A 21,792-nucleotide genomic window follows, 5' to 3' on the forward strand; every position below is an offset into this window, starting at 1 on the left:
CCACCTCCCCACTCCTTTGTTGTGGTACTCCTCCTAAAATCCAGGAGGAGAGTTGATTGGCAGCTTGGTGCAATCCGTATTAAATCATAATCTTATTCTTTTCTATTGGTAGTTTGACTTAGGCCTGTAAGGCCGAAATGTATTAAGGTAGGTCGCAGGCCTACCCTACACCATACCATAAATTAGCTCTGAAGGAGCGGCACGTGGTGGATTATCACCTGTTCCGGTGCATGGTAGGGCCGTTTAGATACGCCCAACTGTATTTGCACCTTTTTTATGGGTATGATGTATAACATGGGTGCCCCCCAGGCTATTAACGTTATACCATTTGTATTTCATAATGTCCAGGTATGATGCCGTTACATAATCAACGTGGCTTTAGAAATAAAATGCACTAAAGGCATATTTTGATTAGTAAACGGTATTACAGGCCTTTGACATTTGATTGGCAGCTTTAAAGTCTCTGTGCTCTCATATTGAAAAAACGCACTCTCTACCAGAGCCAAAGGCGTACATAAACAGTTAAGTTCTCATGAAAGACCTAACGTATGAAATTTGTCCAGGCTTTCTTTTCCATAGCCGGTAAAGCTTCTTCTTTTTTAAAGCTGTTCACTGCCTTGAGCAACCAGGCCATGTTGTTACCCAATACACGGGCTATCTGTACGCCTTCCTCATCGAGCTGCACATCTCCCGGCTTAGTGCCATGTACCACATTCCAATAGTTGGCCGACGGTAAAAATAGTTCACTGTATTGCAGGTAGTTATAAATGGTATTAATGGCTGGCATACCACCCGTTCGGCGAACAGCAACAATGCCGGCTCCCACCTTATGGCGAAACAATCCACCATTGGCTCCCGCCACATAAAAGGCACGGTCTAAAAACGCTTTCATGGTACCTCCAATATCAGCATAATGCACAGGGGCGCCAAAGAGTAGGCCATCGGCCTGTTTCATTTTTTGAATCAAAGGATTCACATCATCATCAACGATAATACACCGCTCATCACGATTTTTGACGCAGGCATTACAGGCTGTGCACCCCTGTATCTTTTTATGCCCAATGCTCACGATTTCAGTGTCAATACCTGCTTTATTGAGCTGCTCGCAGATGATGGAGAGTGCTAAATAGCTATTACCTTTTTTATGAGGACTTCCGTTGATGGCAATTACATTCATGAGTTTATTATTTTAATTAGTTACCTGAATACAAGTTCAAATTATATTATGATCGATTCCATGGTGTTTATGCTCGTTTTCAATTCCTTATTTTTGATAAAAATCCTGTACAATCTTTTGCATCACTCTATTAGTACGAATCGCTGTTTCGCCGGTGCTAACACATGATCCAATACCCTGAAGTGATTCAACGACCTGCTTAATCAGGTTGTATTGAATATTCTCGGGATTGAGATAAGGAAATTCAAGGTGCCCCGCATCGGTATGCAAAGAAATAGGTGTATGAGCAAATGCTGAAAAAACAATTCGCCCTTTAGTACCAACTACCTCAATAGTATCCTCCTCGGTGTGTTCATTGCTGACAAAAGACCAGATGCCATTGCCCACCACGCCACTCTCAAACTGCATAGAGGCACTGACCGTATCTTCAACGTCGTAGTAACCACCCCTGTTGGCAGCCACCCCAAAAGCATTTTTTACCGGACCAAATACATAATCCAAAAAATCCAGTTGATGGGAGGCCAAATCAAAAAAGATACCTCCACCGGATAGCTCGGCCTGCAAGCGCCAAATATTGTGTAAAGCATCTTTTTCATATGACTTCGCGGGTCGTATAAGGCGCATATTAACGTATAATGTCTGCCCTATTACTCCAGTGTCGATTAATTCCTTGACTTTTAAAAAGCCTGGTAAAGTACGCCTGTAATAGGCGATGAATAATGGTACTCTAGTTGATCGACTAACAGCTAACATTTGTTCTGCCTGTGCGGCATTGGCAGCCATGGGTTTCTCAACGTAGACAGGTTTGCCTGCTTCCATGCATCGAATGGCATACTCGGCATGTGAGCCAGGTGGCGTGGCTATGTATATGGCATTGATATCCGGATTGTTAATAACATCTTCTGCTTGATTGCTCCAGTGCGGAATTTTATGGCGATTGGCATATGATTTAGCTTTTTCTCCATCTCTTCGCATGGCCATGTGCAAACTACTGCCCTCTACTTTATTAAAAGCTGGCCCGCTCTTCACTTCGGTCACATTACCGCAACCAATGATGCCCCACTTGATGCGTTTTAACATAGTTTTAATATTAATTTTTAATGAATGACAATGGATTCTTCTACTTAATGAATCGGTCTGTTGATCCAGAACCGTGAAACTTCTCACCTAACTAATGTACTGAATTATTCATAAAGGGTGCAAACAAAATTGTTTAAGGAACGATATTAGAGCATGGTTTATGTTTATCCGGGGATTACACCCCTAAAGGCCTTTGGCCTTTGATTGGCAGCTTATGAGTATCTGTGTTCTCCTTTGTTATGCGGTAAACTTTTCCTGTTTTTTCGGTGCATGGTTCTATTGCATAGGTATTAAATTGTGTGTTTGCACCGATTTTATGCCGTTAACGTAACCCGGGGTGGCCTTGCCTTACCCTGGGCTATTGATGTGGCAGGCCGCTGGCCAGCTAGTTACAGCTTGCTTATACCACCTCCCTGCTTCTTCGTCGCAGTATTCCTCCTAAAATCGAGGATGAGAGTTGATTGGCAGCTTGGTGCAATTTGCATTAACTTACTAACATTATTATCTATTGTAGCTTGTATTCCAAAGGCCTGTAAGGCCGATATGTATTAAGGTAGGTCGCAGGCTATTGATGTGGCAGGCCGCTGGCCAGCTAAGTGCAGCTTGCTTATACCACCTCCCCACTCCTTCGTCGCAGTACTCTTTTAAGCGTAGCGTCTCGCTACGTTTTATACCTAGTAGATTTGCTTAGCAGCTTGCCTCACTACTCCTTACTCACCTCTCACCTCTTTTTGCTTTGCGGTAAATACAATATTCCGCAGGAATAAATCAGTATTAATCAGCGCAATCTGTGGTTTAATAAGCACCACGTTCTTCCTTTTCTAGTTTGGCTTCATCCTCTTCCGCGGACAGTTTGTACGATATGTAATATTTGTATGGTTTCTGAGGTGTTAATTTTCAATTATACCACCTCCCTGCTTCTTCGTCGCAGTACTCCTCCTAAAATCGAGGATGAGAGTTGATTGACAGCTTGGTGCAATTTGCATTAACTTACTAACATTATTATCTATTGTAGCTTGTATTCCAAAGGCCTGTAAGGCCGATATGTATTAAGGTAGGTCGCAGGCCTACCCCACACCATACTATAAATTAGCTCTGAAAGAGTGGCACGTGATGGATTATCACCTATTCCGGTGCATGGTATTGCAGTATGGATAATATGGCTTGTATTTGCACCGTTTTTATTGGCGTACCGGATACCTGGGGGTGCCCCCCAGGCTATTAATGTTTTAGGCCTTTGGCCTTTGATTGGCAGATTGTGAGGCTCTGTGTTCTCCTTTGTTATGCGGTAAACTTTTCCTGTTTTTTCGGTGCATGGTTCTATTGCATAGGTATTAAATTGTGTATTTGCACCGATTTTATGCCCGTAACGTAACCCGGGGTGGCGTTGCCCTTACCCCGGGCTATTGATGTGGCAGGCCGCTGGCCAGCTAAGTGCAGCTTGCTTATACCACCTCCCTGCTTCTTCGTCGCAGTATTCCTCCTAAAATCGAGGATGAGAGTTGATTGGCAGCTTGGTGTAATTTGCATTAACTTACTAACATTATTATCTATTGTAGCTAGTATTCTAAAGGCCTGTAAGGCCGATATGTATTAAGGTAGGTCGCAGGCCTACCCAACACCATACTATAAATTAGCTCTGACGGAGCGATACGTAGTGGATAATAACCTAATCCGGTGCATGGTAATGCTGTAAGGATAATACGGACTGTAATTGCACCGTTTTTATTGGCGTACCGGATACCTGGGGGTGCCCCCCAGGCTATTAATGTTTTAGGCCTTTGGCCTTTGATTGGCAGCTTGTGAGTCTCTGTGTTCCTTTTATTTGCGGTTAAATAAGCACCGTGTCCTACAACCCTTTTCTCAAAACTCACCACTCAACTCCTTTTGCTCAGCGGTAAATATAATATTCCGCAGGAATAAATCAGCGTAATATGCAGTTAAATAAGAACCATATTCTTCCTTTCCTAGTGTGGCTTTATCCACTTCAAGGAACGGTTTATACCACCTCCCTGCTCCTTCGTTGTGGTACTCCTCCTAAAAAAGTCAGGAGGAGAGTTGATATGCTACTTGGTTTTTTTAATCCCATTCGATTGTTCACACGATCAAAAGTTTTATTTTTATTGCCTAAACTGAATTGAACGATGATCGCATCTACGGACAGCAGCAAAAATTGCCATTACGACATTATAGGAGATGTTCATGGTCATCACCTGGAACTGCAAAAGCTGTTGTTAAAGATGTCTTATACCATGATCAATGGTGTGTGGACTCATGCCACTCGAAAAGCCATATTTGTTGGTGATTTCATCAATCGGGGACCGAATAGTAAGGGTGTTATTAAGCTGATTCGGGAAATGGTAAGCGCAGGTACAGCTATGGCCATATTGGGGAATCATGAAATGAATGCGATATTGTATTTTTCAAAGGATAAAGACGGTCAGGCATTGAGGGTGCCCGGCAGTAATAACTTGCGTCTAATGACCAAGTTAATGCACGAATACAATGGCCAGCAAGAAACCCTTTTGGATGATATCAAGTGGTTGCGAAGCTTACCCTTGCATTTAGAGCTGGATGGTATCCGGGTTGTTCATGCGTATTGGAATCGCCATCATCTTATTAAGTTACAAAGTTTGTATAAGAAAGGGAGACTCAGGAAAAGCCGACTTAAGACCCTTTTGGAAGAAGACAATGACTTACAAATAGCGTTCTGGGAGACTTTGAAAGGTATCGAACTACAAATGCCCAACGATTTGGTGATTAAAGATTCGGATCAGGTTAAGCGAGATAATTTCAGAGTTAAATGGTGGGTAAAGCCTCATGGGCAGACCTTTCGCAACTTAAGCTATGGCAACAAATTTGAATTACCCGATTATACCATTCCCAATGAAATTATCAGTGATTATAAGGTTTATGAGCACACGGAACCCATTGTGTTTATAGGCCATTATTGCATGGGCAAAGGCCCTATGCTGGCTTCGAACAATATTGGCTGTGTAGATGCTTGCATAACAACAGCAGGCCGTTTGGCAGCCTACCGCTATGAGGGTGAAGAGGTATTAACAGCGGCAAATTTTATTTTTGTATCAAAACTATAACGGCAAAAATAGTTTAGTTGCATATGCTATCCATTTTGTTCTACCTCGGCCTCAGCCAGCAATAATGATGTGTATTTATTGTTTCTTGGTAAAAAAGGCTACTACAGCAGCGGTTACCGCTCCCATCCTAATCGCACCAATCATACTTTGCTTAATATATGAATTGAGGTTAAAGAATTGTTCTGCAGCTTCTTGAGTCATGGTTTCCTGCTCAACAGTGTAAGCAATAATGTTCGTAAAATAATCGGGTGATAGGTAAACATGAGTCAGGTATTGCCCAACAGGACTTAGTAGAGAAACAATAACAGCAATGACCAAACCAGCCAAGAAACCCTCGGTCCAACTCATGACTCCACCCTGCCATTTTCGCTTATCCAACAAGGCCAATACATAAATAATGATGGCTGGAATGGCAAAAAAGTTGGTGAGTATATGGTGTCTGTCAATGCGTTCGTCGTGTAAACCAATTGATTTTTCAAAGACTGTCCATAGTAATATGGCGGCAAAAAAGATGATCCCCCATTTTAATTCAATTGCAATTTTTTTCATGTGTTCGTAATTTTGTTATTTATTGCCACATGGAACTCACCAAAATTAACCATGTTCTTGTGTGAGAAACTGTACTCATGGCTCGTTTCATGTGTTTAAATTTTGTTTTTTATTGCTACATGGAACTCGCCAAAATCAATCATGCTCTTGTGTGAGAACTTATTCTCATGGCTCGTTTCATATGATTATAATTTACTTTCATTTGCCATATGGAACTCTCAAGTAAATTTTATCATCCCACTGTGTGAAAATTTGGATACTCAAATTTACATGGTCGTTTCATGTGTTTAAATTTTGTTTTTATTGTCACTACTTGTCCCGATTTATCGGGATGGAACTCACCAAAATTAACCATGCTCCTGTGTGAGAAACAGCTCTCATAGCTTGTTGCGTGTGTTTAGCATTTTTACTGAGGCTCTAAAGTATCGTTGAATTCAATTATACTACAATAACAGTCCATCGAATAAAACATGCTTGTTAATTCAGCTTACTATTTTTTTATCAAACTAATTTTTAAAACACATGAACATGGCGCTTGTTCAAATGCCAAACCAGAGTTTAGAGAGAACAGCTCTCTTTTGATAGATAAATAAACAAGTTTATTCAGTATTTAGAATCCTTGAGTAGAAAGCAACAAAATCTAACAGAAAGATGCTGTCAACGAAGAGTAACGTTTGTACCTATCATATTTTGAATGGATTGTATATTACCGATACAAAATCAAAGAGGCTTTAAAAGTAAATGGATGTCAAGTGCATTTTACTTGGATCCGAATAAATGCGCTTGGGATCAGAGGCAGATGGGTAGTTAAAGTGGCAGAAAAAAGTGGGTATCCTAAAATTACGAAAACACCTGTTTGATGTCTATCACAATTTTAAGATACCCGCTTATATGTTATTTAAGTAAAGCCGCCATCTGTGCCGCTTTTTCCTCCATTTTAAGACGTCGGTAAGAAACACTCAGGCAATTGATAATAGCCTTATCCTTGGGTGACATGGCGTGCGCCTTTTCAAGGTACGGCAATGCTTTATGGTATCCTTTCGCTATCTCCTCCATTTTTTTTGTGGAGTTATGATAGTCTACGCGAGTAGGGTTTTTCATAGCTTCGTAACGCTTGGTTTCCTTGCTATACAAGTAATCCGTTTGTTTAAAGTAAATCACACCCAGCTTTTTGATACTGTTCTTGTGATTGGTGCGCAAAGTCAATACTTTCTCCAACTCAGCAGTTGCCTCTGTATATTTTTTCATACGCTCGTACGATGATCCCAAGAGGTAATGGTAATTATAGTTACCTGGTTCGTTGGCAATGGCCGTTGACAAACAGCTAACCGCCTTTTCGTACTGTGCTGAATTAAAATACAGGTATCCCAGTTTTTTGGTGAACTCAGCATTTCTTTCCGCGTACTTTTCCTTGCCAGCCAATAATTCCTTTTCGGCATCGCTAAAATTCTTAACTCCTGCGTAAGCATCGCCAAAAGCCAGATACAGATCAGCTTCGTCGTAAGCATTATTTCTGGCCTTAGTTAGCAAATCCACTGCCTTGGAATACTTTTTTGCTTTAGCATAGTTATGGCCTGCCTTAAAATAGGAAAATGCGTCAGCAGATCCATTTGCTTCATAAATGGCAGCCGCTTGCTCATACAATTCGGCAGCTGCCAGGTATTGCATCCTGCTCTCTTGAATAATGGCATCACTCTTAAGTACATCAGCATTTTGAGCCAATGCCGTTCCGATGCCCACCAGAGTGAACATCATCAATACAAATAATTGTTTCATCTGTTTCATTTAATTTTCTTTTTGTCAGATGGAACTCTCAAGTAAATTTCATCATCCGCCTGTGTTCAATTTGGATAATCAAATTTACATGGTCGTTTCATGTTAAACTTGTTTTTGGGGTTAAGTGCAAAAATAATCCAGAACCTTTAATAACCTACCATTTGACACAAAAAAACCTGTGAAGCACGCTTCACAGGTTTAAATATTTTTGAGTGTCCTTTAAAAGGCACCAATTACTTACTAGCTTTTTAGAAAAGTATCGATACCAGTTAGGATAGCCTGAGCATTTTTATTAGCTGCATCATACTCTAAGGCTTTTTTGGCAAAAGCACTTGATTCGTCCAATACTACTTTTGCTTTAGCTTTGATTGAGTCCCACTGATCGCGGTTACCATCAACACGAGAATTTAAGATCTCCTGACCTTTGGTATACAAAGCATTACTTTCTTTTACATAGTAACCAGCCAACATTTTTTTCATGTGACCAACATACTTGCTAGCACCATACTCTTCAATACCAGCTAAAAGAACTTTCTCCATCTCTTCGTTCTTACCCATGCTCTTCAATGAAGAAGCTACGTAATAAGTAGAAACATCAGCTTTATAAGCTAAATTCTTTGACTCATTGTAATATTTTTGTGCTTTTTCGTAATCTTTAATTTTACGTGCACTCGTTGCCGTATTATACACCATAGCGGCATCCATTTCTTCTTCTCCCCAAGCAGCAATTGCTTTCTCAAACAATTCCAATGCACCTTTGTAATTTTTTGCTCTTAATGCTTCATTTCCCTGATTTTTAAGCTCTACTGCACTTTCTTCTTGAGCTACTGCTCCTAAAGACATTAAAAACACGAGGGATAAAGTTGCTAAATACTTCATAATACTACTCTTTTAATCTTATTTTATTGATTCATTTCACTTCAACGGATGGTAAAAATAGTTTTTTTTTAAAAATATCTTAAAATTTAACTTCCTTTTTTAAAAAAACTACACATTCCGTGTCTGGCTCAACAGTAACTTGGCTAATTCCTCATAGCTGTTAGTAAGACTTTTTACTTGTTTTTCTCCTTTGAGAAATGCCTTTAAACGCTCTGGCTGATCAATGGTTTTTTTAATAATTGGCTCAACCACTTCGGGAAACTTAGCCGGATGAGCAGTAGCAAGAAATATGCCATGCTCATTATTCATCAGCTTTTTTTGCAATGCTTTGAAACCAATTGCACCATGTGGATCGAGTATGTATTGGTATTTATTGTACACATTATCAATTGTTTCAAACAACTCTTGATTGTTGATTGAAATACCTTCAATTACTTGTTTTATCAATTCCAGCTCATGCCCAAACAACTCCTGTATGCGGATAAAATTACTGGGATCACCCACATCCATGGCATTGGCAGGAGTAGCAATACTTGCCATGCTTTGATAATGACCCGTTTGCAGGTATTGCGGCACCACATCGTTGAGATTGGTGGCGGCAATAAAGCGCTTAATAGGTAAACCCATGCGCTGTGCGATAAGGCCAGCTGTGAGGTTACCAAAATTTCCACTTGGCACACAAACAGCCAAATCAGTATGTCCGTATTGAACAGCCTGGGCATAGGCATAGAAATAATACACCATCTGTGGTAAAAAACGTGCCAGGTTAATTGAATTAGCCGAAGTAATGCTTATCGCTTCTTTCAATTGCTGATCCATAAAAGCGGTTTTGACCAGGCTCTGGCAGTCATCAAAACTACCATCTACTTCAATGGCCGTAATGTTTTGCCCCAAAGTAGTGAATTGCTTTTCCTGAACATCGGAAACTAGACCTTTAGGATACAAGACGAAAACATTAACACCATCGATCCCCAGGAAACCATTGGCTACCGCACTGCCCGTATCGCCCGAAGTGGCCACCAACACATTAATATCGCGACCATAATCTTTGGTAAAACGTGCCATAACGCGGGCTAAAAAGCGCGCTCCAATATCTTTAAATGCTAAGGTAGGACCATGGAAAAGTTCCAGTGCTGAAATATTTTCAGATACCGGTACCAGTGGTATCGGGAAATTGAAAGCGTCGTCGGTCAATTGCCTAAAGTCCTGCTCTGGAATAATTGGACAAAAGAAATGCTTCAGTGTCTCAAAACCAATCTCACCCAGGCTCATGGCCGGCAGTCGCTCCCAGAAATCATCCGGTAAAGCAGGTATTTCCTCCGGCATAAACAAGCCCTTGTCATCGGCCAAACCATTGATAACGGCATTTTTTAAATCACTCTTAAGTGAGCTATTATTTGTACTATAATATTGCATCATTTATTTTTTTTCCGGATAACAGTAATTGCATAAATTCAGTTTGGTCAACAAAGCCATGAGCACCCTCCTGCACCGATATTTCGTCGTATACCTCCACCTGATCGGCTTTAGTACCTGGTCGGTAGATCATAAAAGGCACAGGGGTACGCGTATGTGTGCGTATTTCACAAGGCGTTGGATGATCCGGTAGAAAAGCCACACTCAGCTCCTCTTTGTGTTTTTGCAGATAGGCCAATGCAGGTTTGACTACCTTTTGGTCAATATCCTCCAACGTTCGAATCTTTAAATCCACATCTCCCTCATGACCAGCTTCATCGGGCGCTTCGATGTGCAGAAACACATACTCACTGCCATTACTAAGGGCCTCAAAGGCCGCATTTGCTTTTCCTTCATAATTTGTGGTGTACAAACCAGTGGCTCCCTCCACAAAAACCGATTTCAGTCCGCCCAATTGTCCCAAACCGTGTATTAAATCCACTGCCGAAATAACCACGCCATTGCCAATGCCATAGAGCTCTTTAAGGCTTGGCATATTGGGTTTAAAACCTGGAGACCAAGGCCATATCATATTAGCCACAGGTAAGCCACGGGCCTGTCGTTTGATATTAACGGGGTGGTTACTCAGTAACTCATTGGACGCAAACATCAACTGGCGTAAAAGTTTGACTGTATCGTTGCTTTCCATGGGCTTGGGTAGCACTGTTTCAACAAATTCTCCCGGTACATCGTGGGGCGGCGTACAATCCAAGCCCTCATTACCACCTTTCACCACCAGTACATGGCGATAACTTACACCAGTGTGAAACTGTACCTTTTCGCTTCCCAAATATTCGTTTAAAGCAACAATCAACTGGTTAGCCTCTTCGGTACTGATGTGGCCGGCTGAATGATTCAATAACTTGGCTTGCTCAACTGTCACCAGGTTACAACGAAAGGCCATATCGCCAGGCTCCAGCTTTACGCCCAGAGCAGCTGCCTCCAGAACACCTCGCCCCTGGTAGTATTTTTCCGCATCATAGCCCATAATGGTCATGTTGGCCACCTCACTGCCTGGGTGTAAGGAATCAGGCACTGTTTTTAAATAACCAGAGCGTGATAAACGGCACAACTCATCAATGTGTGGAGTGTTAGCCGCCATCATGGGCGTTTTTCCACCCAAAGACTGAATGGGCTCATCGGCAAAACCATCGGCCAGAATAACTAAATACTTCATTATAATAAGGGTTTATAGGTTAACAACTTTAATGATATCGGCAAAAACACCTGCAGCAGTTACGTCTGCTCCGGCTCCATAACCTTTTATCTCCATGGGATGATCATAATAATAATCCGAGCGTAAGATGACCTTATTGTTACTGTCGGCCAAATTATAAAATGGATGTTCTGCATCGACCTCGATAAAGCCCACCTTGGCATGGCCAGCTTTGAGAGAGGCAGCATAACGAAGCACTTTACCCTTTGACTCGGCCTCATTGCGCCAGGCTTCAAAGGTGGCATCGTAGGATTTCACACGTTCAATAAAATCAGCCACCGATTCATCCTTAAAAAATTCATCAGGTAAAAACGGACTAATCTCCACATGTTCCTGCTCCAAAGCATAATCACTCTCACGCGCTAAGATGAGTAGTTTACGTAATACATCTGTGCCTTTCAAATCAATTCTTGGATCAGGCTCACTGTAGCCCTTCTCTTTGGCTTCAATCACCACGGCCGACAAGGGTTTTTCGGCACTCACATTGTTAACAATGTAATTGAGTGTGCCCGATAAAACTGCCTCCAATTGTAAAATACGATCGCCACTATTTACCATGTTACTAATGGTGTTTATAATTGGCAATCCAGCCCCCACATTGGTTTCAAACAGGTACTTCACCCCTTTTTGTCGCGCCGTTTTCTTTAAGGTTTCGTAGCGATCATAGGCCGATGAGCCAGCAATTTTATTGGCTGTCACCACCGAAATATTATTTTCCAGTAAGCGTTGGTACTTCTCAGCAACGACAGCACTGGCTGTACAATCAACAAACACACTATTGGAGTGGTTATTGGCAATAATCTGTTCTACAAACTGATCGATATCGCCCTTGCTGGCATGTTGCAACACTTCAACAGCAGAGTCTAGTTCCAGCCCCCTGTCATTGAAAATCATTTGGCACGAATTGGCCAAACCCGCCAAACGAATGCTCAAGTGTTCGGTTTTTAATAGTCGTTCAGACTGTCGTTCGATTTTCTGCAAGAGATTTTTACCCACCGTACCTACGCCCACCTGGTAAAGGTGAATTGCCTGAAACTTACTCAAAAAGAATGTCTCATGTACCACGTTTAAGGTCTTACGCAAATCATTCTCATGAATCACAAATGAGATATTCAGTTCCGATGCCCCCTGTGCAATAGCGTAAATATTAATACCATTACGGCCAACAGCATTAAATAACTGTCCTGATACACCGGAAGTATGTTTCATGCCCTCACCAACAATGGCTACCACCGCCATGTCTTTTTCCAGAGTGATGCCATTAATCTCTTGACGGCTTATCTCCTTATCAAACTCACGAAGCAAGGCTAAACGGGCCCTCTCAGCATCCTTGGCAGCCAACACCACACTGATACTGCTTTCACTGGATGCCTGGGATATCAAAACAATGTTTATCGCTTCCTTGGCCAGGGCGCCAAACATACGCATGGAAATACCCGATATGCCTATCATACCATTACCCTGAAGCGTTAAAAGCGCCACTTCGCGAATGGATGACAAACCTTTCACATCTTGCTTTTCATCTTTCTGATGATCAATCAGTGTTCCGGGTGCCTCAGGGTTAAAGGTATTTTTAACCTTCACCGGAATCTGTTTTTGTAAGACCGGTATTATGGTTGGTGGATAAATCACTTTCGCTCCAAAATGAGATAATTCCATTGCCTCAGAAAAGCTCAGGTGTTCTATGCAATAGGCACGACGTATAACACGCGGATCGGCCGACATAAAACCATCCACATCTGTCCATATTTCTAATATTTCAGCATCTAAACCTGCCGCTAGCAAAGCAGCCGAGTAGTCAGAACCTCCACGCCCCAAGGTGGTGTTATCACCTGCTGCATTGGACGCTATAAAACCTGGAAAAACACTCCTTGAGCCAATACTGAACTTTAATTCGCCTATGGCTTGCATTGTAGGATTATTCAGCACATGGTGTCCATGGCCATTGAGTTCTGTTTTAATAAATTGCCGGCTATCATACAACTTAGCATCTGTTAATAAATGACTTAAAATAATGGATGATAAACGCTCTCCACTACCCACAATGCTATCGTAACTTTTCGTGCTTAACTCTTTGGTCAGGCTAACTCCCTTTAATATTTGATGCAATTCTGTCCAAACGGGTTCTTGTTGTTTGATAACTTGCTCAAGAGCTTCCTTACTAAATAATTGCTGAATGATGGTGTTATGTAAAGAAACAATGTCATCCAGTGTATTTTGATAGCCAATGCCATCCTGAGCTTCTTCTGAAGCCTTGATCAATTGATCGGTCACCCCCGAAACGGCTGACACCACAACCACCACAGATACCTTTTGGCTTTCAACTATCTGCTTTACCTGACGCATGGCATCTGCACTTCCCATGGAAGTACCGCCAAATTTTAAAACCTTCATAATGTGCACTTTTGTAGATTCAAAAGATGAGATCTATTAAACCCTAACCCTCTGGATTAAAGCCTTTAATAAACTTGAAAAAATACAATAATATAATATGACCTGATGATATGAAAAGACTATACCCCCCAAGGGGTAATGGTAATAATTGTAATATTTGTAGTTGTATACATCATTGTCTTTTCGGTCACGAATGAGTGAATCCATTACAAAAATAGGGATATATAATTTAAATCAAAATTATAACCCCTATAATATATATAAATTATAACATGACATCGGTCACGTCATCGTACTACTTTTGTTTAAACGACTTTAATTCATTGGGTTTAATAATCCCCTTTTCGGTAATAAATGCCGTAATATAATGATTGGGCGTAATATCGAAAGCTGGGTTAAGACCATGTGATCCGGGTGAGGCCATTCGAATAGACTGCATTATCCCCTCTTCATTCGGTCCTTCATGATAGAGCAATTCTTCTTCATCGCGTTCTTCAATTATAATTTGCTCGCCATGTTCGGTATTAAAATCGATGGTGCTAAAGGGCGCCGCCACGTAAAAAGGAATATCAAAGGCCCTGGCTAGAATTGCTTTTTCCAGGGTCCCAATTTTATTGGCCACATCGCCAGTGGCTGTAATCCTATCCGCCCCCGTAATCACCATATTAATTTGTCCCTTTGACATATAGTGAGCTGCAGCATTATCTGCAATGATGCGATGCTCCACCGCATTATGATGTAATTCAAAAGCCGTTAATCGGGCACCCTGGCCCCGGGGTCTTGTCTCATCAATATACACAAATGGTTCTTTTCCTGCATCCTTTGCGGCATACACCGGCGACAAAGCAGAACCATAGTCCACAAAAGCCAACCAGCCAGCATTACAATGTGTTAGTATACGGCATTTATCATTTATCACGGTATTTCCATGCTGACCAATTGCACGACAAGCCTCTGCATCCTCATCGGCAATGGCCTGAGCCATTTCTAAAGCCTTTGCCACACTTTCCAATCCGGCATTATACACCTTTTCGCTTGCATAAAACAAATTAACAGCCGTTGGGCGTGTTGCTTCAATAAATAAACGGGCTTGCGTCCATTCCTTTTCCTCTTTATGAGATACAAAAGCCTGTGCCATGGCAAAACCTGCCGTGGCTCCAATAGCACCAGCACCTCTTACTGTCATGTTTCTAATGGCTTCAGCCGTATCCTGGTACGTATTAAAGTGTACAATTTCCAATTCAAAAGGCAATTTTATTTGGTTAATCATTGATACGGTATTCGTATCCTTATTATACCACACAGTGCGGTAATGTTGCTGCTCTATTATCATTATGTCAATATTTATCCTGTTAACACATCATCATTAATAAACATGATGCTTTACTTTACTACTCAATTTTTGTAAATTAAATACAAATTTATCCACCTTAAAAAAAATCCGGCATGAAAAGAATCAACTATTTCCCCACGCACCATTGTCCTCAGATATTAAGAAAAGGTGATCAGCAGCTTGCTGAAAAAGTAATCAGCAATAAATCTAACTACATAAATTCCTTTAAAACGAACTACTTAAGGTTTATTCCTTTATTCTGCCTCATGCTTCTTTTTGCGCTTTCGGCTTGTGATATGAAACCCAAAGTGGGTTTTTTGATTGATAGCCTGGAGGTAGAACGCTGGAGTAAAGACAAGGCTTTGTTTGAAGAAAAGGTGAATGAATTGGGTGGAATCCCATATGTTGAAGTTGCAGGTTCGGATGCCGATAAACAATTGGAACAAGCTAAAAAACTTATAGAAGAAGGTGTGGATGTACTGGTCGTTGTTCCAGTGGATTTGGAAAAGGCAAGTGAAATAGTTAAGTATGCTCATGAACATTATGTGCCCGTAATTTCTTACGACCGATTAATAAAAAACTGTAACCTGGATTACTATATCTCAACCGATAATATCAATATTGGAGAGCTTCAGGCCAACTATCTTACAAAAATAGCTCCCAAAGGAAATTATGTTCTTATTAGTGGACCAACCACCGATTATAATGCCTATCTACTTCATTTAGGTTGGATGAATGTGTTACAGCCCTTAATTGAAAAAGGTGATTTAACAGTTGTGCTTGATGAGTTTAGTAACTATTGGTTACCCGATGAAGCGTATCGAATATTAAGTCAATACCTGGCAGACAAAAATAATGTAGATGCCATTATATGTGGCAATGACGCTTTAGCTTCAGGAGCATTGGCTGCATTAAAAGAACACAATAAAGACGGCAGGGTTTTATTGGCTGGTCAGGATGCCGATATACAAGCCGTTCGAAACATTGTAGCAGGCAATCAAACCATGACTATTTATAAACCCATTGAATCATTGGCTTATGCAGCAGCCAATGCCGCCATTAAAATATCTGACGGAGAAGCTCCATCGAATATGAATATCACTGTTAATAATGGCAAACGACTTGTCCCGGCTATACTACTGCAGGCAACCATTGTTAACCGACAAAACATTAAAATGACCGTTATACAAGAAGGCTATATAGGAGAGCAGGATATATTCAAATAGAAGTGAAAGCCATTTACACCATGTAAGTGGCTTTTTTTAGCACCATCAATTCCTATTCCAGGTGTACAACTCCCGATCCGGTATGCTTTTGCCTAAAATGTTTGTATAAGTATTCAAAGGTAAAAGAGGTTGCTTTTATACTTTTGGAAATAAACTTTTTATCCCAGAAGAACGGTTTTTTCAGACGACTTTCCTTTAGTTGGCGTATGGCCTGTCCAATGCGCTCAACTTTTGCACTCAAGCCTTTTTTAGCAGATCCGGAATAATGATACATCGGATCAAAAAATAAGTTCATAAACCATTCTGCCAGCATTTCAAGCAATGTACTATACCGTTCAGCCATAACTTAATTTTTTACTTATTAATTTTTTAAATTCTCTGATGAGATTAGTGAATCAACAATGCAAATATCTTCTCATTTACAGCATTATAGCAATTTATTAAGTAGTTTTTATTGTTTAAAAAATTTACTTAACTCTATTAAGTGCTTAAGTTTTTACTTAATTAATTGCTTAATTTTTTGTAATTTCGCTTAACAATTAAGCATTCATGCATAACCCAAATTTTACATCTTACCAACAGCATGTGCACCCTGCAATACACCTATTGCAGCAGTGGCAAATGTTTATGAGTGGATTAGACCGGGTAATGTTGTTTTATCAATTGGATAACAAAGCACTATTTGAGGGCTTAGAATGGAACCAGCAAACACAACAACAATTAAGCACACCCATTCAACTATCCAATGATACGATGCTTAAGCTCACACAAATTACCAAGGAAAAAAATACGCAACAGTGGACCAGTCCCGAGTTATTACCATTTGTTCAAGCGTCTAAATTAAGCTTAAGTCAATTAGACCTTTTTTCAGAAAATAACTATTTAGTCTTACTTGTTCCGTGTACGATTAACTCAAGATCTATTCTGTCGTATTTATTTTTCAGAAATGACTGCAGTAATTTTGGCATGAGTGATAGTCATACAACATTAGATACAAGCCACAAGGCAATTATTGGTAAAATGGCCAGTAGGTTTGCACAAATGACAATTAATAACTACCAAACAACCATTGAGCAAAACAATCAATTTAAACTACAAACACAAAAACTACTAGAACACAAGTACTTAGAGGATACTGAGTCGAAAGAAAGCTTTGCTTCATGGAAAAATCAATGGATGAGTACATACTTGTTGGAAGCAAGCAAAAGAGATGGCGTTAATTATGTTATATCACAAGAAGCAGCATTTAAGTTGATTAATTTAGACTTGAGCTATAGTGTAACTCAAGAAATAATCGACAATGCAGTTATTTACATTTGTAATCTTTACAACGTTCAACCAGGAGATGATGTTATTATCAAAGAATCATTATTGGTTATTCCACGAATAGAACAGCAAGAAACATCAGTACCAGCAACGGAGCCAATTAATCGCCAAAGTAAAACCATTCTTTTGCTCGATCGTCTGGAAGAATCGGCTATCAGGTTACAGCAACAAGGACATAGTATCACCAGCTCCGATGTAGGTGCCAATATGCCTAAAGCAATAAGTGCTCCCGCAATTAGTGATGCTTTGCGTAAAAATAAAACACGCATTCTTAATTTATTTGAGCAATATCCTGAGCGCTGGTCAACGATAAGATCGTATTTTAAGCCGATAATTAATTTAAGCGCAAAAAAAAATCAATTCTTAAGAGCCAGTAGCTAAAATAATTGCCTACTATTACCTGCATATATAACACAACAATGCATAAATAAATTTGGCTATATAATAGAGATGCTCTATATTTGCAATCGCAAAAGCAAAAAAGGAAGACTCAGTAGCTCAGCTGGTAGAGCAACGCCCTTTTAAGGCGTGGGTCCAGGGTTCGAATCCCTGCTGAGTCACCCAAATTAAAGCTCCGATTATATCGGGGCTTTTTTTGTATCCATATGTTTCGATCTTCTTCCACTACTAAAGATAATAATGGTTTATTAGGGTTCTAATGTAATACCGTTTACGAATCAAAATGGGCCTTTAGTGCATTCCATTTCTTAAGACACGTTGATTGTATTAAGGCAATATACTAGCGGATTATGAAATATAAATGGTATAAGGGCGTTGAATTAAAAATAGCGTATTTATCAGAGAAGTAGTGTCATAATTTATTTGACATTACACTTGTAATAAGGATGAATTTTACATTAATTACATTTGTAATATGCAAAAAGCCCGTCATACAACGAGCTTTTTATTCACTTTCAAGGTTTGTTTTATTTATACTTCCATAGCGCCAATTAGGTCACTTACCTTACTGAAACCATTCTCCTGACAGTACTGCTCCAGGCCAACTACAATCTTGTCAGTCACACAAGGATCAATAAAATTGGCCGTTCCCACTTGTATTGCAGAAGCACCAGCCAACATAAATTCGATGGCATCTGTCGTATTCATGATACCTCCCATCCCCACAATAGGTACTTTAACGGCTTGTGCCACTTGCCAAACCATGCGCAAAGCAATTGGTTTAACAGCAGGACCAGATAAGCCACCTGTAATGGTAGATAAAATTGGTTTACGGGTTTTGGCATCAATGGCCATCCCCAATAAGGTATTGATAAGCGATATTGAATCAGCACCAGCACCTTCCACAGCAGCGCCTATTTCCGCTATATTGGTCACATTAGGTGATAACTTTACCATTAAATGCTTTTTATACACCTTACGCACAGCCTCTACAACCGCAACGGCCGATGGACAACTGGTTCCAAAGGCCATACCACCTTCTTTTACATTAGGACATGAAATATTAAGCTCAATTCCAGGAATATGTTCCAGGTCATTAACAACTTCAGCCGTTTTAATGTAATCCTCAATTTTAGAACCAGATACATTCACAAACATATGTGTACCATAATCCTTAATACGTGGGTAGATATGTTCGGCAAAGTAATGAACCCCTTTGTTTTGAAGCCCAACAGCATTTAACATACCCTGAGGTGTTTCAGCCATCCTTGGGTAAGCATTCCCTTCGCGGTGTTCCAATGTTGTTCCTTTGACCATAACACCACCCAGGCGACTAATATCAAAGAAATCCATAAACTCTTCGCCATAGCCAAAAGTTCCAGAAGCTGTCATTACCGGATTCTTAAGCTCCAATCCGTTTAAATCGATCTTTAAATCTACCATTTTAAATATGTTGAGTCAAAAACAGGACCATCTGTACAGGTACACTTATGGCCATCTAAGGTATCGGCTACACAGCACAAACAAGCGCCAAAACCACAAGCCATATGGTTTTCTAGGGATACTTCGCATTTAATACCATGGTTTTTAGCGTATTTAGCCACGACTTTCATCATAGCCTCGGGACCACAAGTATAGATTTGATCTATTTCCGGACTTTGCGTTCGCATCACCGGATGATGAATTACAAAGCCTTTTGTACCGTGAGATCCATCCTCTGTTGTGGTGTATAATTGTCCAAGTTCACTAAAGGCATCCATGGCAATTAAACCTTCCTGCGTGCGTGCTCCTAACAAAAACTGAGGCTCAATACCATTGGCCACCAAGTGACGCCCCATATACAATAGCGGAGCAATACCGCAGCCACCACCTACTAACAAAACCCGTTTCTTTTCAGGAAGCGAAAATGAGTTACCTAAGGGATAAACCAAGTTACAGTTGTCACCTTCCTTTAATTGTCCCATTAAACGCGTGCCATCGCCAATTTCCTGAACCAATAGTTTCATCGTATTTGCCTCCATATCAACATCGTGGATGGAAATAGGGCGTCTAAGAAAGGTATTGGGTCCATTATCTACCCGCACTTCAACAAACTGTCCTGGCATCATCTCTGGCATTTGTCCCGGATGTTGGAGGGTCAAGATGACATACTCGTAATTTAAGCGTTCATTTTTAATGACCTTAAAATCGTCGATGTACTTCTTCATGTATCTTATAAACAATTAATAGTTCATCACTAAATAGTGCTTTACATTTGTAAACACCTTAAAATTGGACAAAGATACCAAAAACAATTGAATTATGAGAGATTAAGCCACTAGTTGCTAAGGAAACTGTACTAAACAACTTTAATTCATGGCCCATATAGCATACAAACACCTATTATCAAGAGAAGATAGTAAAGATGATCGACTATTGGCTAGATTTATAGAGAATGGTGTTAAGTGCAAGTTTATTAGAGTATATGCCTTGTATAAAAGTGCTTAAAGCAGTTGAATTCGAAGCGACTGAGACATAAAGAGCCATACAGACCACTTATATCAAAGTTTAGTAAGAAATAATCAAGAACATGCCCTGTTATATATTACCTCAGCTATAAAGTTGTTTAACTATAGTGTAGATATACGATTTAATGCTGATATGTTACAGGCTTAAACAGCTACTCAGGTTTATACTCCGAAAATGATTTATCATTATAGAAAACCACAATCCGCTCTATCGTTTTACCTTCAGGAGCGGGTAAAATTGGCACCTTAGTAACTGGAGTTGGTTTAGGAGCTACGTATTCAGCCACTTCCTCCTCTTTAAGCTCCTTTTTGGGCACTTTAAAGCTAGTTCTTGGCTTTTTATCAGCCATAGGGAAGCTTAATTGTTCCGTTGGCTTAAGTGCTTCTATTTGGCCATTAAGCATATTGCCCTTACCGGTTATTAACCAGTCGCCACTAATATGGGGGTAGCGCTGCAAAAGTTTATTTAGGAAGTCAAGGCTCGGTTTATTACGCCCTGATAAAATATGAGAAATACCAGATCGTTGTACCCCGATCGCATCAGCAAATTGAGATGGTGTTATATGTTCGTGCTGTATAATTGCTTCAATGCGTTCTTTCATAATTGACAACTTTAACATGGTGTATTGATGGCTGACTAACTAATGACAAGTGTAATCAATACGCGTTGTATATATTTGTAATGATCAATTGTATTTACCTGTGACAAATGTAATCACTACAAACAATGAAAACAAATACTACAGCTTTAAATAGTACTATTAATTCATAATAAACACAGCTTAAACACCTTTCTTCATCTGCCATAGCCAAATAACAAAACACATACATAATTAATACCTTAATTAAGGCTCATAAACAACACTGTATTAGCACTATTAAGAATAAGGATAATTACGGGGGCCAATTGGGGTTTACTTGCGCTAAGATACTTTTATAACACACAGTAATTGCGTAAAGCACTAATAGTCAGTCATTGTATTATGTGCTTAAGTAGTAGTTTATATGTATGCTGTATTATACTGGTTACCAGCGCATAAAAAGCTACATAAAGCATATATGATACGCATTTTGTATAAATATACATACTCATCCATCGGTGATTAAAGTAGTACTTTATTAAGACTGTATTAAATATTGGATTACAGTTAGTTAATGATAATATATAGGAAGGTGTATATGTCTGGTACATGACTGTAACTGGAAGGATGAGAACAATAGATCGCCTTAAACAAAAATACATCTATAAACATATATCATGTCTAATTAATTACAAGTGTGCAATGATCTTGTATATTACTTTTGTAAACACCAACTCTACCCTACTCTATTTATCTATTTACTAATGACAAGTGTAATCTACTGTAATTTTCAACT

The 21,792-nt window shown here is 39.9% G+C and carries 16 protein-coding genes and 1 tRNA gene; 4 read left to right on the forward strand and 13 right to left on the reverse strand.

Annotated features, from left to right (window positions below; translation table 11 throughout):
- Nucleotides 1–541 precede the first annotated feature (541 nt).
- Together FNN09_RS11375 and FNN09_RS11380 are read right to left on the reverse strand one after the other, a co-directional pair.
- On the reverse strand, nt 542–1,177 hold the full coding sequence (locus tag FNN09_RS11375) for a flavodoxin family protein (RefSeq protein WP_143302480.1): 636 nt from the start codon (nt 1,175–1,177) through the stop codon (nt 542–544).
- An 87-nt stretch (nt 1,178–1,264) separates the two neighbouring features.
- Entirely contained in the window at nt 1,265–2,257 is a 993-nt protein-coding gene (locus tag FNN09_RS11380) for a Gfo/Idh/MocA family protein (protein WP_143302481.1), read from the reverse strand.
- Nucleotides 2,258–4,401: 2,144 nt separating this feature from the next.
- Between FNN09_RS11380 and FNN09_RS11385 the strand changes: the two genes are divergently transcribed.
- The gene (locus tag FNN09_RS11385; RefSeq protein WP_143302482.1) at nt 4,402–5,355 is read left to right on the forward strand and encodes a metallophosphoesterase; all 954 of its coding nucleotides are present in this window, start codon (nt 4,402–4,404) and stop codon (nt 5,353–5,355) included.
- A 75-nt stretch (nt 5,356–5,430) separates the two neighbouring features.
- On the opposite strand, the gene FNN09_RS11390 is transcribed toward FNN09_RS11385, so the two are convergent.
- The 7 genes from FNN09_RS11390 to mtnA form a co-directional block, all read right to left on the reverse strand.
- Nucleotides 5,431–5,904 carry a DUF4199 domain-containing protein gene (locus FNN09_RS11390; RefSeq protein ID WP_143302483.1) on the reverse strand — a complete coding sequence of 158 codons (474 nt, stop codon included), beginning with the start codon at nt 5,902–5,904 and terminating at the stop codon, nt 5,431–5,433.
- Between the two features lie 894 nt (nt 5,905–6,798).
- Nucleotides 6,799–7,680 (reverse strand): lipopolysaccharide assembly protein LapB, encoded by an 882-nt coding sequence (locus FNN09_RS11395; protein WP_185968969.1) that lies wholly within the window; start codon nt 7,678–7,680, stop codon nt 6,799–6,801.
- 240 nt (nt 7,681–7,920) lie between these two features.
- On the reverse strand, nt 7,921–8,559 hold the full coding sequence (locus FNN09_RS11400) for a tol-pal system YbgF family protein (RefSeq protein WP_143302485.1): 639 nt from the start codon (nt 8,557–8,559) through the stop codon (nt 7,921–7,923).
- A 108-nt stretch (nt 8,560–8,667) separates the two neighbouring features.
- Nucleotides 8,668–9,975 carry a threonine synthase gene (thrC, locus tag FNN09_RS11405; RefSeq protein WP_143302486.1) on the reverse strand — a complete coding sequence of 436 codons (1,308 nt, stop codon included), beginning with the start codon at nt 9,973–9,975 and terminating at the stop codon, nt 8,668–8,670.
- The gene (locus tag FNN09_RS11410) at nt 9,962–11,191 is read right to left on the reverse strand and encodes a cofactor-independent phosphoglycerate mutase (RefSeq protein ID WP_143302487.1); all 1,230 of its coding nucleotides are present in this window, start codon (nt 11,189–11,191) and stop codon (nt 9,962–9,964) included. The genes thrC and FNN09_RS11410 overlap by 14 nt, the downstream gene beginning before the upstream one ends.
- Nucleotides 11,192–11,203: 12 nt before the next feature.
- Nucleotides 11,204–13,624 carry a bifunctional aspartate kinase/homoserine dehydrogenase I gene (thrA, locus tag FNN09_RS11415; RefSeq protein ID WP_143302488.1) on the reverse strand — a complete coding sequence of 807 codons (2,421 nt, stop codon included), beginning with the start codon at nt 13,622–13,624 and terminating at the stop codon, nt 11,204–11,206.
- A gap of 295 nt (nt 13,625–13,919) precedes the next feature.
- Nucleotides 13,920–14,957: an S-methyl-5-thioribose-1-phosphate isomerase gene (gene mtnA, locus FNN09_RS11420; protein WP_143302489.1), complete on the reverse strand. Its 1,038-nt coding sequence runs from the start codon at nt 14,955–14,957 to the stop codon at nt 13,920–13,922.
- Nucleotides 14,958–15,070: 113 nt separating this feature from the next.
- On the opposite strand from mtnA, the gene FNN09_RS11425 reads away from it, so the two are divergent.
- Entirely contained in the window at nt 15,071–16,183 is a 1,113-nt protein-coding gene (locus FNN09_RS11425; protein WP_255434092.1) for a substrate-binding domain-containing protein, read from the forward strand.
- A gap of 52 nt (nt 16,184–16,235) precedes the next feature.
- Here FNN09_RS11425 and FNN09_RS11430 read toward each other — a convergent pair whose 3' ends face one another.
- The gene (locus tag FNN09_RS11430; protein ID WP_143302490.1) at nt 16,236–16,526 is read right to left on the reverse strand and encodes a hypothetical protein; all 291 of its coding nucleotides are present in this window, start codon (nt 16,524–16,526) and stop codon (nt 16,236–16,238) included.
- Nucleotides 16,527–16,732: 206 nt separating this feature from the next.
- Here FNN09_RS11430 and FNN09_RS11435 point away from each other — a divergent pair, with 206 nt between their 5' ends.
- Together FNN09_RS11435 and FNN09_RS11440 are read left to right on the forward strand one after the other, a co-directional pair.
- Nucleotides 16,733–17,890: a hypothetical protein gene (locus FNN09_RS11435; RefSeq protein WP_143302491.1), complete on the forward strand. Its 1,158-nt coding sequence runs from the start codon at nt 16,733–16,735 to the stop codon at nt 17,888–17,890.
- 106 nt (nt 17,891–17,996) lie between these two features.
- Nucleotides 17,997–18,069, forward strand: a tRNA-Lys gene (locus tag FNN09_RS11440).
- A 370-nt stretch (nt 18,070–18,439) separates the two neighbouring features.
- Here FNN09_RS11440 and FNN09_RS11445 read toward each other — a convergent pair.
- From FNN09_RS11445 to FNN09_RS11455, 3 genes are all read right to left on the reverse strand, one after another.
- Nucleotides 18,440–19,351, reverse strand: a complete 912-nt coding sequence (locus FNN09_RS11445) for a dihydroorotate dehydrogenase (RefSeq protein ID WP_143302492.1) — start codon at nt 19,349–19,351, stop codon at nt 18,440–18,442.
- Nucleotides 19,345–20,115: a dihydroorotate dehydrogenase electron transfer subunit gene (locus FNN09_RS11450; RefSeq protein ID WP_143302493.1), complete on the reverse strand. Its 771-nt coding sequence runs from the start codon at nt 20,113–20,115 to the stop codon at nt 19,345–19,347. Before FNN09_RS11450 ends, FNN09_RS11445 begins: the two co-directional genes overlap by 7 nt.
- A gap of 452 nt (nt 20,116–20,567) precedes the next feature.
- On the reverse strand, nt 20,568–21,017 hold the full coding sequence (locus FNN09_RS11455) for a helix-turn-helix transcriptional regulator (protein ID WP_143302494.1): 450 nt from the start codon (nt 21,015–21,017) through the stop codon (nt 20,568–20,570).
- Nucleotides 21,018–21,792 lie beyond the last annotated feature (775 nt).

This window comes from Carboxylicivirga sp. M1479 (genome assembly GCF_007097485.1).
Taxonomy (GTDB): Bacteria; Bacteroidota; Bacteroidia; order Bacteroidales; family Marinilabiliaceae; genus Carboxylicivirga.